Source organism: Bacteroides mediterraneensis (assembly GCF_900128455.1).
In the GTDB taxonomy this organism is placed as follows: Bacteria; Bacteroidota; Bacteroidia; order Bacteroidales; family Bacteroidaceae; genus Phocaeicola; species Phocaeicola mediterraneensis.
In genome coordinates, this window is record NZ_LT635783.1 from 1176857 (window position 1) to 1190806 (window position 13950).

The 13950-nt window shown below is 42.6% G+C and carries 7 protein-coding genes; all 7 read left to right on the forward strand.

Annotation, left to right across the window (positions count from 1 at the left end; all coding sequences use genetic code 11):
- Positions 1-3: 3 nt before the first annotated feature.
- The 7 genes from BQ7480_RS04760 to BQ7480_RS04790 all read left to right on the forward strand — a co-directional run bounded on the left by BQ7480_RS04760 (position 4) and on the right by BQ7480_RS04790 (position 13918).
- Entirely contained in the window at positions 4-1902 is a 1899-nt protein-coding gene (locus BQ7480_RS04760) for a RagB/SusD family nutrient uptake outer membrane protein (protein WP_072541924.1), read from the forward strand.
- A 43-nt stretch (positions 1903-1945) separates the two neighbouring features.
- The gene (locus BQ7480_RS04765) at positions 1946-4801 is read left to right on the forward strand and encodes a SusC/RagA family TonB-linked outer membrane protein (protein ID WP_072541925.1); all 2856 of its coding nucleotides are present in this window, start codon (positions 1946-1948) and stop codon (positions 4799-4801) included.
- A 25-nt stretch (positions 4802-4826) separates the two neighbouring features.
- Entirely contained in the window at positions 4827-6602 is a 1776-nt protein-coding gene (locus BQ7480_RS04770; RefSeq protein WP_072541926.1) for a RagB/SusD family nutrient uptake outer membrane protein, read from the forward strand.
- A 31-nt stretch (positions 6603-6633) separates the two neighbouring features.
- Positions 6634-7641, forward strand: coding sequence for a DUF5627 domain-containing protein (locus BQ7480_RS04775; protein WP_210436321.1), 1008 nt, complete (start codon positions 6634-6636; stop codon positions 7639-7641).
- An 18-nt stretch (positions 7642-7659) separates the two neighbouring features.
- Positions 7660-9825: an endo-1,4-beta-xylanase gene (locus BQ7480_RS04780; protein WP_072543904.1), complete on the forward strand. Its 2166-nt coding sequence runs from the start codon at positions 7660-7662 to the stop codon at positions 9823-9825.
- A gap of 214 nt (positions 9826-10039) precedes the next feature.
- Complete coding sequence (locus BQ7480_RS04785; protein ID WP_072541928.1) at positions 10040-12583, forward strand: glycosyl hydrolase 115 family protein; 2544 nt, start codon at positions 10040-10042, stop codon at positions 12581-12583.
- Positions 12584-12592: 9 nt separating this feature from the next.
- Positions 12593-13918 carry a nucleoside hydrolase-like domain-containing protein gene (locus BQ7480_RS04790; RefSeq protein ID WP_072541929.1) on the forward strand — a complete coding sequence of 442 codons (1326 nt, stop codon included), beginning with the start codon at positions 12593-12595 and terminating at the stop codon, positions 13916-13918.
- The last annotated feature ends 32 nt before the right edge of the window (positions 13919-13950 follow it).

Genomic DNA, 13950 nt, shown 5'->3' on the forward strand with positions numbered 1-13950 from the left:
CAAATGAAAAGAAAATATATACGTACATTATTCTATGGCGGACTTCTTTCACTGTGCTGCGTAGGAATGAGCTCTTGTGAGGATTATCTTGACAAGGCCCCCGAAAGTAGTGTGAATCCAGAGGACGCATTCAAGAATTTCCGAAATTTCCAGGGATTCACGGAGGAATTGTATTATTGTATTCCTGATTTTGCCCATGGTTATTGGAACAACTCATTCAACTGGGGAGAAGATGAACTTATCTCCTTTAGTATTGATTATCACATGGGATATAAGATTGACATGGGAGACTTCTGGGGATGGCAGTCAAGTTATGATGGCTGGCAGTGTGGCTGGATGGACCGCAGCAATACGGTAGCTAATTCTACCGACCGTTTCCAGAAATCCTTGTGGCCTTTGGCATGGTATGGCATTCGTAAATGCAATCTGGGTATTGAAAATATAGATAAAATGGTGGAAGGTACGGAGGAACAGCGTAACCTGATTTTGGGACAGCTTTATTTCTTCCGCGGATGGTTCCACTTTGAACTGATGCAATATTTTGGCGGTTTGCCTTATATTGATTCAGTACCTTCTTCTACCGAACCGCTGCGTAATCCGCGTTTGAGTTATCAGGAATGTGCTGATCGGGCTGCGGAAGATTTTCGTCGTGCGGCAGACTTGTTACCTATAAACTGGGATGATACCACTACGGGTAAGGCCACGTTCGGAAATAACCAGCAGCGCATCAATAAGATTATGGCTTTGGGCTATTTGGGTAAGAATTATTTGTGGGCCGGCAGTCCGCTGATGAATTATGAATCTCAGGGCAGTAGAACGTATAATGCGGATTATTGCAAGAAAGCGGCAGATGCATTTGCTGAATTGTTGACTTTAGTTGAAGGTGGTCAGACTCAATATGCTTTGGTTGATTTTGAACATTATACGGATATCTTCTATTCATTTAAACAGAATAGCAAGAATCCGGGTTCCACTGAGGCTATTTTCCAGACACCCATGTATGACTGGTGGATGGGTTCCGGATGGTGTCTGGGTCCACAATATGTTCCTTCTATTCTGGCCAACGAAACCAATGGGGTCGTATTTTCACCCACAGCCAACTATGTGAACTATTACGGTATGGCCAATGGACTTCCGTTGAATGACTCGGATTCTGGTTTTGATAAAGAGCATCCTTGGAAGGACCGTGACCCACGTTTCTATGCTGACATTACTTATGATGGCTTGCAGGTCATTGAGAATACGGCCAAATTCAGCGCAGACCAGCGTGAAAAGCAGATTCAGTATGCCAATCTTTATACAGGCGGTAATTATCGTGACGTCAAGAATGAAAGTCGTACAGGATATTTATTGCACAAGTTTACTCCGCTTGTAGTGAATGGTTTTGACGAAGGTCTGCGTGATTACGGTGATGCCTTGACCATTCAGGTAAGTTGGATGCGTTTGTCCGATATATATCTGATGTATGCCGAATCGGTTGCGAATGGATATGGAAGTCCGACATCCAAGGCTGGACAGTGCCAGTTGACTGCACTTGATGCAGTGAATAAAATCCGCGAACGTGCAGGGGTAGATGATATGGCAAGTAAATATGCCGGCACTTTAAGTGGGTTCATGAGTGAGCTGCGACGTGAACGTGCCGTAGAATTGGCATACGAAGGACATCGTTTCAATGACTTGCGCCGCTGGTTGCTGTTGACAGAGTATCCTTATACTATCAAGACTTCACAGGAATTTGACCGCGTGGAATTGAACAAGGAAGATCCTACTCAGAGCCGTGTCGCCAATTTCAGAGAAGAAGTTATTGTAACCCGTAATTTCTCTGAGAAACATTACTGGTTACCCTTAAAGGTTTCAGATGTGAATATCTATCCGGAATTTACTCAGAATCCCGGTTGGTAATGTTCTTGAGAATTTTGAATGCTATAATTAAAAAGGAATTAAAATGAAAAACATACGAATAAAGTCTGTTTTATGTATAGCACTTGCAACTCCTTCATTGTATGTCGGTGCTCAGAATTTGCCGTCAGATTTGCGGGGTGCCGGTTCTGATTCACTGTCGGTTGCTGAAGAGGAGTTAGTACAAGTAGCATATAGAAAGGTCAATAAGAACGATCTTTTAGGAGGAGTTTCTTCTGTGAACGTAGAAGAACTCATGAAGAAGGATTATTTTACCTACAGTCTGGATGGCATGGAAAACATGGTCAGCGGCTGGAATGGAAGTAGCTTATGGGGAATGGATTCCTATTTGGTGTTGGTGGATGGAGTGCCACGCGATGCAAATAACGTGATGCCTTCCGAAATCAAGGATATCACTTTCATGAAAGGTGCTTCGGCTGTTGTTCTTTATGGTAGTCGTGCGGCTAAGGGAGTCATATACATTACGACCAAACGTGGACAAGTTGGTGATACTCGCATTGACGTACGCGGTAATACGGGTTTCTTCGTGCCGAAAAGCTATCCGAAGTACCTGGGATCGGCCGAATACATGACTCTTTATAATGAAGCTCGTGTGAATGATGGTATGGACCCATTGTACAGTGAGGCGGACATTTATAATTATGGTTCTGGAAGCAATCCTTATCGTTATCCGGATGTGAATCTTTATTCAGACGATTATCTGAAGAAAGCTTACAACCAGTCGGATGTGACGGCTGAAATCTCAGGAGGTTCCGAAAGAGCACGTTTTTATACCAATATCAATTTGTATAATACAGGGTCTCTGTTGAAAGTCGGCAATGCGAAAGATGACCGTACTACCCGCTTTAGCGTACGAGGTAATATTGATGTCAATTTAGGACAGTATGTAAAAACCTATGTGAATGCCAATGCCACTTTCTATGATGGACGAAGTGCACGAGGTGATTTCTGGGGAGCAGCTGCTTCGTTGAGACCGAACCGTATTTCTCCGCTGATTCCAGTCGATTATATTATGCAGAATAATACGGATGCTTGGAATCTGGTGAATAACAGCCGTTACCTGATTGACGGAAAATATTTGCTGGGAGGTACGCAGGTGGATCAGACCAATGAAATTGCAAACCTTTATGCGGCAGGTGTCAATACTTATACAAGCCGTCAGTATCAGTTCGATATGGGAGTGGATGTAGACCTTTCCATGCTTTTGAAAGGACTTTCATTCCAGACACGTTTTGCCATTGATTATTCTACTACTTACAATCGTTATTACAGTGATACTTATGCCACTTTCGAACCTCAGTGGTCTAATGTCAATGGTGAGGATTTGATTGTTGGCTTGACGAAATATGGCGACGATGTACACGATGGAATCCAGCATGTTGCCGATAGCTGGAACCGTCAGACGATGGCTTTTTCTGCCCAGTTGAACTATAATAACAAATTTGCAGATGACCATACAGTTTCTGCCATGTTGGTTGCTGCGGGTTATCAGCAGGGTGAAAGCGCAGTCTATCATAAAACAAGTAATGTGAACTTAGGTTTGCAGGTAGATTATGATTATCTGAGCAAATATTATCTGAGTTTTGGAGGGGCTTTGATTCATTCAGCCCGTCTTCCGGAAAACAATCGTAACGCGTTCTCACCATCTCTCACTTTGGGCTGGCGCTTGAGTAAAGAAAACTTCCTTGCGGATTCTTCCGTATTGGATGATTTGATGCTGAGTGTGTCAGGTTCTGTATTGAACACTGATTTAGGCATTGACGATTATTATATGTATGAGAGTACTTATGACCAGGCTAATGGTGCTTGGTGGGGTTGGGCCGATGGTAACCAAAGTCATGCCACTGAATCTAGACGTAGTAACAATCCGGACCTTTCTTTTATCAAACGTAAAGAAATCAGCGTGGGATTGCGTGGCTCATTATGGAATAAGCTGCTGACATTCGATGCTTCCTTCTTCAAGAACAGCCTCGAAGGGATGTTGGTACAGCCTTCCAATAGTTTCCCGAACTATTTCGTATCCTATTATTGGCCTGAAGATAGTTCATTGCTTCCTTATTTGAATTACAACAACAGCACTCGTACCGGCTTTGATGTAGCCTTGAACTTCAATAAGAAAATGGGTGAGGTTGATTTTAATCTGGGTGTAAATGCGACTTATTATACCAATGAGAATACGAAGGTAGACGAAGAATTGTATGAAGATCAATATCGTTACCGTAAGGGTAAACCTACGGATGGCATGTGGGGATTGCAGGCCGAAGGTTTCTATAATAGTGAGGAAGAAATCCAGAATTCAGGAATTACCTCTTCTTTCGGTGAATTGAAACCGGGCGATTTGAAGTATGTCGATCAGAACGGTGATAAGATTATCGATGAAAAGGATGAGGTCTACTTAGGAGAACGTTATGGTTCGCAGGGAACTCCGTTAACTGTGGGATTGAATCTGACATTAAAATGGAAGAACTTTACATTGTTTGCATTAGGTACGGGTTACTGGGGTGCATCGGCTTTCATGAGCAGTGACTATTACTGGGTATTTGGCGATAAAAAATATTCGGAAGTTGTTCGGGGTCGTTGGACGCCTGAAACGGCTGGAACGGCTACTTATCCGCGTCTGACTACTCAGACCGATAACCATAATTATCGTAACTCAGACTTCTGGATGTATAAGACCGATCGTTTCAATTTGTCTCGTTTGCAGTTGACTTACGACTTGCCACAGCAGTGGTTAGGCAATTCATTTGTACGTAGTTTTTCTGTTTATGCGTATGCGAGCAATTTGTTGACAATCTCAAAAGAGCGTGAAAAGTTGGAACTGAACACAGGGGCGGCTCCTCAGACCCGTTTCTACAACATCGGTTTCAAGATAGGTTTCTAAATTGATATAATTAAAGTAGATTCTTATGAAAAAAATATTGACAGTTTGTGTCGCGGCTCTTTTGCTGGTGGGATGCGATGATTTGTTTACACCGGCTATAGAGAATAATAAGCAGCTTTCGGATGGGCTTAATGATCCTTTGTATGCAGAAGGAGTCTTGGCCAATGCTTATACCCGCAATCCATATAACTCACAGTCATTTAATGATGTGGCAACCGATGATGCGGTAACTAACCAGACCAGTAACACCTATCTGAAGATGGCTACCGGTTCCTGGACTTCCAATAATAATCCCATGGATCAATGGGGGTCGTGTAAAGCGGCTATTCATTATATCAATTTGTTCCTGACACAGGTTGATCAGGTTTCATGGGTAAATGATCCGGTTGTAAACATGATGTTCTGTGACCGTCTGAAAGGAGAAGCATACGGGTTGCGTGCGATGTTTAATTTCTATATGTTGCAAGCACATGCCGGTTATACGGCTGATGGTCGTCTGATGGGCGTTCCTATTGTGGAAGAAGTGGAAGACGAAGCTTCTGATTTCAACTATCCACGTAATACATTTGATGAATGTATTCAGGCAATTTATGATGATGTGCAGAGAGCAGAGGATTTGTTGCCGCTTGATTATGAGAATATCTCTTCTGATGCTCAGGTTCCGGAAATTTACCGTTCAGAAGGTGCCAACTTCAGTCAGTATAACATTGTGTTCGGTAATAATTTCCGTACTCGTATGAGTGGACGTATTGCATTGGCATTCCGTGCCAAGGCCGCACTTCTGGCAGCGAGTCCGGCTTTTGCCGATGGAAGCAAGGTCACTTGGGCAGAAGCTGCCGATTATAACGGTGAGATTTTGGACTTGATAGGAGGCATATCAGGTTTGGCTGCCAATGGCAATACATGGTATAAAAATGCTGATGAGATCAATAGCCTGACCGGAGGTTCCAATCCGCCGGAAATGTTATGGCGAAACGGTAAGGATGCTACAGCCTATTCTTTGGAACAGGCACAGTTCCCGCCCAGCCTTTATGGTAGCGGACAGATTAACCCAACCCAGAATCTGGTAGATGCTTTCCCGATGGCGAATGGTTATCCTATCAGTAGTTCTGAAGCTGGATATGATGCGCAGAATCCTTATGCAAACCGTGATCCACGTTTGAACCTTTATATTGTGGTGAATGGAACGACAATGGGTACTGATGGTAAGACGATTGACACAAGTGCAGATAATACCGACAACAACGATGGCTTGAATCGTGAGAATGGCTATTCAACGCGTACTGGTTATTACATGCGTAAACACTTGCGTGAAGATGTGTACTTGAGTTCTACTACTACCACTGGCCAGCCGCATTATAGTCCTCGTATCCGTTATACGGAGATTTATCTGAATTACGCAGAAGCTGCCAATGAGGCCTGGGGACCTACAGGAACTGGAAAACATGGATATTCTGCGTATGACGTCATCAAGGCGATTCGTCAGCGTGCCGGTATCAAAGATGAAAATGGAAATGACCCTTATCTGGAAAGCATTAAGAACAATCAGGCTAAGATGCGTGATTTGATTCGGAATGAGCGCCGTTTGGAGCTGTGTTTTGAAGGTTTCCGTTTCTGGGATTTGCGCCGTTGGAATATGAGTTTGAATGAACCTGCAAAAGGTGTACGTATTAGCGGAGGTACTTATCAGGTATTTGATGTGGAAAGTCGTACATATAATGATTTCATGCGGTTCGGCCCGATACCTTATAGTGAGGTGATAAAATTTGATGCTTTGGAGCAGAATGTGGGTTGGAAATGATTTATGTTGAATAACTTTAATGACTGAAAAAATGAAAAAACTATTTTATTTGTTTTCATTGATTACGCTGATTGCTTTTTCTTCTTGTAAGAACCAGGATTGGTCTTTCCCGGATTATGGAACAACAACTGTATATTTTGCGTACCAGTATCCGGTAAGAACACTTGTGTTGGGTAATGATGAGACATTTGACAATACCAGAGACAACCAGCATAAATGCCTTATTAAAGCGACAATGGGTGGTGTGTATGAAAACAACATTACCCCTATAGTCGATATCAATGTGGTGAATTCATTGTGTGATAACTTGACTTTCTCCACTGGAGGTAAAGTGGAACCGATGCCTTCCGATTATTATAAATTATCTTCGGATCAGATTGTCATTCCGCAGGGTGAGATTAGTGCCGGAGTGGAAGTTCAGCTGACGGATGCTTTCTTTGCAGACCCTAAATCGATCGAGACTACTTATGTGATTCCTCTGGTGATGTCGAATGTGCAGAATGCGGATTCCATTCTTTCCGGTTCTCCGATGGTAGAGAATCCTGTCCGTTGCAATAAAAACGACTGGAATGTACTGCCTAAAGATTATATTCTGTATGCGGTGAAATATGTCAATCCATGGGATGCGGTATATTTGCGTCGCGGAGTGGATCAGGTTTCTCAGGCCGGTGCTACAAATACGGTGGTTCGTCATGCTGGTTATGTGGAAGATGATGAGGTCTGTGAATTGACAACACGTTCCTTGAAAGAGGCAAACTTTGCCTTGTCGCTTAATAATCAAGATTGTAACTTGATTCTTTCTTTTAATGACAACAATGAATGTACAATCTCGACAGATACCCAGGGATGTACGGTTTCCGGTTCTGGAAAATACGTAGAAAAAGGCGAAAAGAATTCTTTTAATAACAAGGATCGTGATGTGTTGTATCTGGATTATGTAGTAGATTTGGGTTCGGTAACTTATGCTACGAAGGATACATTGGTTATGCGTGACCGTCAGGTAAAACCTGAATGGTTTGAAGTAACCTATAATAATTAACCTTAAAAAATGGAGAACATGAACCAATATATTAAACTGCTTCCGGCATTGGCATTGGGAATGACCATGGGCTCATGTGTGGATGATGCTATATTGCCTTTTGCCGTAGAGAAGCCGACAAGTATTGCTCAATATGAGTATTTGAACAACTACGATGTGTTGAAGTCGTATGTAGATCGTGCCAAAAATCCCAACTTTAAGTTGGGATTGGCTGCGAGTGTAAGTGATTTTGTCCAGAAAGGCGTAGTTTACGAAGCTGTGACGACTAATTTTGATGAAATGACAGCTGGTAATGCCATGAAGTACGCTTCTGTGGTGGCCGATGATGGTACAATGAATTTTTCAACGGTATCTAATTTCGTAGAGACGGCAAAAGCTGCTGGAATCACTATTTACGGTCATACTTTAGGATGGCATGCACAGCAGAATATGACTTATTTGAACGGATTGATTGCGGATAAGGAAATCGAATTTGATCCGGGAGATATGGAGGAGGTGCAGGATGCATATTTCGATTATTCGACATATACTGATTATCCCTTCTATGTGATGGGATATACGCCGGAGTTTGTGGATGGTTGTATGGTAAGTCATTACCCAGGTGAATGGTATCAGTATTTTGTTGCCGACCAGATTCCTACGGCTGTAGGGCAGAATTATAAACTTACGGTTTGTATTCAAGGCTCTGCTCCTGGCTCTCTCAATGCACAGTTTGGTAACTGGGGGAATCTGTTGGAACAGACTGTATCCTTTAATGAAGAGTGGCAGGAAGTTTCAGTGGAATTTGCAAATTGTCCGGTTGAATCAAGCTTTGTGGTTTTTCAGCCTGGAACATTTGAGGGGGACGTGAAAATCAAGTGGTTGAAAGTTACACATACTGTAGCACCTTCTATCGGTAAGGAAGTGCCTGTAATTGAACATGATTATTCCGATGGAGAACCCATATCTGGTTGGGGTGCAGATTTGAGCATCTCAGTGGTAGATGGTGCGTGTGTGATTGAGAATCCTTCTGCCGCTCAGAGCTGGGAAAAACAGTTGTGCTATGAACAGACGACTCCGTTTGAGAATGGAAAGACTTATTTCTTGAGATTAAAAGTCAAAGGAACAAAGGATGGGGCTGTTACAGCAGGTTTCCAGAATCCTAACGGATATGTAGGTTGTGGTGATTTCCCGGCCTTTGCCGTTACTACAGATTGGCAGGAAGTAAAAGTATCCACCACTTGTACAGGTGATAATGCCACTCGTCTGCTGTTTAATGTAGGCGATTATGAAGGGACTTTGTATTTTGATGATGTTTGTTTGTATTATGAAGAAAAGACAAATGTAATTGAAATGACTCCTGAAGAGAAGAAGGACACCCTTACCTGGGCATTGCAAAATTGGGTGAAAGGTATGATGGAAGCTACTGGCGGTTATGTGACTGCTTGGGACTTGGCAAATGAAACAGTATCCGGAGCAGACAATGACGGTGACGGCATTTATGATTTGCAGTCATCTGCCAATGGTGACCCTTCAACAAACTTCTATTGGACAGATTACTTGGGTGATATTGATTATGTACGTATTCTGGAATCAAGTGCCCGTAAGTATTTCAAAGAATATGGAGGTGACCCGTCTCAATTGAAACTGTTCATTAACGACTTCAACTTGGAGTCTTGGTGGGATGGAAACCAGAAGGCGAAAAGTTTGGTAGAATGGATTAAGAGATGGGAATCTGATGGTGTGACCAAGATTGATGGTATTGCAACTCAGATGCATGTAAGCTACATTTTGAACGAAGCCGACCAGAAGGCTCAGGAAGATGCGATTGTCAATATGTTTAAGATTTTGGCGGAGAGCGGTAAGCTCGTCAAAATCTCAGAATTGGATATGGGTATCGTAGACAAGGCATCTGGTACGGCAATCAAGACTGAGAATGTGACTTATGAACAGCAACAGAAGATGTCAGAGTTCTATCAGTTCATTATCAGTAAATATTTTGAGATTATTCCTGTAGAACAGCAATATGGTATCACTCAGTGGTGCGCAACAGACAGTCCTGCAGATTCTGGATGGAGACCGGGAGAGCCTACAGGCTTATGGGACAGTAGCTATAAACGTAAACCGACTTATGCCGGATTTGCCAATGGTCTGGCCGGTAAGGTTGTGGCAGAACCTTCTGAAGAATTGAGTCAGGGTGAGTGATAGATACCATCAAGTATTTGATCAAGTGATGAATTCACAAGGATAATCAAAGTTAAATATAAAGAGTTCTCTTATTCTTGTATTTGCTGTAGGCAAAATGGGGAATAAGAGAACTTTTTTTAATGTTGCATCTTTAAATCTGTTTATATGAAAATGGTTTGTCTGTGTGGTTCAATGTTGATTTCCACTCACAGGCAACCGAGTTGTATTTGCCATGAAAATATGTAGTGTAATTTGTTTATTGTTTGCAGTGTGTGTGGATGTGCTGTCTGCAAACCGGTTTGTGACCTTTCAGAAAGAAAATAATTCATTTCCTTTGGTATGCAATGAAACAGCGGTGAATATACTCATTGATGAAAAGGACCAGAAGGGAATCAGTCTTGCGGTAGAGAATTTGCAGGACGATTTTAATGCTGTATTTGGACTTAAACCACATTTACTGACCGAAGCTTCCGGAGGTAACTGCATTATAATAGGTAGCTTGAATTCATGTTATATTCAGCAGCTAGTCAAAAAGAAGAAACTGGATGACAAAGAATTGCAGGGTAAAAATGAAAAATACATTCTCACTACGGTTGAGAAGCCTCTGGAGGGGATTGAAAAGGCACTGGTGATAGCAGGAAGTGACCGTCGTGGAACAATCTATGGTATTTATGAGTTGTCCAAACAGATAGGGGTGTCCCCTTGGTATTGGTGGATGGATGTACCGGTAGTAAAGCGGACGGAGGCTTATGTGTTGCCGGGTATGTTTACCGACGGAGAGCCTGCCGTTAAATATCGGGGGATTTTTCTGAATGATGAGGCTCCGTGTCTGACAAGCTGGGTAAAGCAGTATTTTGGAACGGATTTTGGCGATCATCGTTTCTATGCACAAGTTTGTGAGTTGATTCTCCGTTTGAAAGGTAATTTTTTGTGGCCTGCAATGTGGGGATGGGCTTTTTATGCGGATGACCCACTAAATAGCAAAACGGCCGATGAGATGGGGGTTATTATTGGCACGTCACATCACGAGCCTATGGCACGCAATCATCAGGAGTGGGTACGTAAGCGTAAAGAATATGGTGCCTGGAATTATGCTACAAACAAGGAGGTGTTGGATAATTTTTTTCGTGAAGGAATTGAAAGAGTCAAAGGTACTGAGGATGTGATAACGATTGGTATGCGTGGCGATGGAGATGAGGCAATGAGTGAAGATACCAATGTGAAGTTGATGGAGTCGATAGTGGAAAACCAACGTAAGATTATCAAACAGGTGACTGGTAAATCTGCGGATAAGACTCCTCAGGTGTGGGCTCTCTACAAAGAAGTGCTGGATTATTATGATAAAGGAATGCGGGTACCTGATGACGTAATTATGCTTTTGTGTGACGACAATTGGGGAAATGTACGCCGTTTGCCTGATGAGAAAGAACGCAAGCATCCCGGAGGTTGGGGAATGTATTATCATGTGGATTATGTGGGGGCACCCCGTAACTCAAAGTGGATGAATATGACACCGATACAGGGGATGTGGGAACAGCTTCATTTGACGTATGAGTATGGAGTGGATAAACTTTGGATTCTGAATGTGGGAGATTTGAAACCTATGGAATATCCTATCACTTTGTTTATGGATATGGCATGGAATCCTCAAGGTTATACAGTAGATAATTTTATGAAGCATCCTCATGAATTTTGTGCACAGGTCTTTGGAGAAGCACAAGCGGAGGAGGCAGCCAGAATACTGAATTTATACAGTAAATATAATGGACGCGTGACAGCGGAAATGTTGGATTGCAAGACTTATAATCTGGAAACAGGAGAATGGAAACGGGTGGCAGACGATTATGCACGGTTGGAGGCGGAAGCGTTGCGCCAATATCTGTCTCTGTCTCCTGAATACAGAGATGCCTATAAGCAGTTGTTGTTGTTTCCCGTACAAGCTATGTCGAATTTATATGAAATGTATTATGCGCAAGCCATGAACCATAAGCTTTATGCAGACGGTAATCCTGAAGCCAATGACTGGGCAGATAAGGTAGAAGCTTGTTTTGCTCGTGACAAGGCCTTGAGTGAGGACTACAATCATATTATGAGCAAAGGGAAATGGGAGGGAATGATGACCCAGAAGCATATAGGTTATACATCATGGAATGATGACTTCCCAGCCGATAAGTTGCCGGAAATCTTTAGATTGCCGGCTGTGGAAAGGAACGCAGGCGGGTATGTTTTTACGGAGAAGGATGGATACGTGGCAATCGAAGCGGAACACTTCTTTGACAAGAAATCGCCTGAAGGGATGGATTGGAAGGTCATTCCTGATATGGGGCGCACGCTGAGTGGTGTAACTTTAATGCCCTATACTAAGCCGGTGAAGGGGGCTACACTTTCTTATAAAATGACTTTGTCAGAGAAAATGAAGCAACTTAAACAGGTTCGTGTGATTGTGGTAGTTAAGTCGACCCTTGCTTTTCAGGATGTAAAAGGGCATAAGTATTCTGTGGGTTTTAGAGGTGGAAACAAGGTAACGGTCAATTTCAATCGTGATTTGAATGAGTTGCCGGAGAATATTTATGATAAATTTTATCCTACGGTTGCAAGGCGTATCGTAGAAAAAGAAGTGACTCTGGAATTACCTGCATCGAATGGAAACACTTTTATCCTCGATTTTTCTCCTTTAAATCCGGCAATTGTGCTTGAAAAGATTGTGATTGATGGTGGAGGGTATGAGGACTCTTATTTGTATATGAATGAATCTTCCTGCAAGAGAGTAAAATAGTTATTTTATATGAGATACTTATTTATTATCTTATTATTGGGAATTTGTGGAACTCTGTGTTCGCAGAGTGATGTGGGGAAACAACGCTTGATTGTCACGACGGATTTGGGAGGAGCTGATCCTGATGACAAACAGTCGCTGATACATCTTTTGGTATGTGCCGACAGGGTTGATTTAGAGGGTATTATCAGTTCGAATGCTTGGGTGGATGATCCGGACCGGACCTCGGACATTATGGAAGTGATAGATTGTTATTCGGCTATTTATCCGTCTTTGAAGAGGCATTCAAAGGGATTTCCTGATGTAAATTATTTGAGGTCGATTGTAAAAAGAGGGCAGGAAAAGTCGAATATGTCGGGAGTTGGCGAGGGAAAGGACTCTCCGGGATCTGAATTGATTGTTGCTGCGGTGGATAAAAAAGATGATTCCCGGCCTGTATGGCTTGCAGCATGGAGTGGAATGAATACAATCGCACAGGCTATCTGGAAAGTCCATGCGACAAGAAGTCCGGAAGAATTCCAAAAATTTACAGCTAAAATCAGGATTTATGATGTGCTGGGGCAGGATGATGCAGGTGCGTGGATTGCCAAGTCTTTTCCTGAGATTTACTATATACGGAACAAAGAGATTTATGGATGGGGACCTTCTGACGAATGGATAATAGAAAATGTGCAGTCCAAGAAACCTTTTGGAACGTGTTATCCGGATAGAATCTGGGCTTCGGAGGGTGATTCTCCTTCTTTCTTATATGTGTATGCCAATGGGTTGAATGTGCCGGACAGCCTTACTTATGGAGGATGGGGAGGCCGGTTTAATGCGGAACGTACAGCCGGCATAAGAGGGATGGACTTTATTGAAAAATCAGGGAAGAATGAGGGGATGTATGACCCTTATTTTATGCATGCCAGTTCGAAAGAAGGTATTGCCGCCATTAATAAATGGCGACAGCATATTTTGAATGATTTCGCTGCCAGAATGAATTGGACAACTACTGACAAGTTCTCGGAGGCAAATCATCATCCTGTGGCTGTAATAGAGAATGATTCTACTTTTAATTGCCTTAATCGGGTGGTTAAAGCAGGGAGTTTGGGGGTATTTGATGCAACTTCTTCGTATGATCCTGATGGAGATGAGCTAGACTATAGGTGGTTTGTTTACAAGGAACCGAGCTCCTATAAAGGAGAGGTACAATTGAATGTGGATGAGCAGGGCATTTGCTGTTTGCGCATGCCTAAGGAAGCTTCCGGTAAAAATATTCATTTGATTCTCGAATTATCAGATAGTGGAGTTCCACAGCTTACAAGTTATCGTAGAATTGTGATTCATGTAAAATGATGTCCATAAAAAAAGAGGCTATCAAAGCCTCT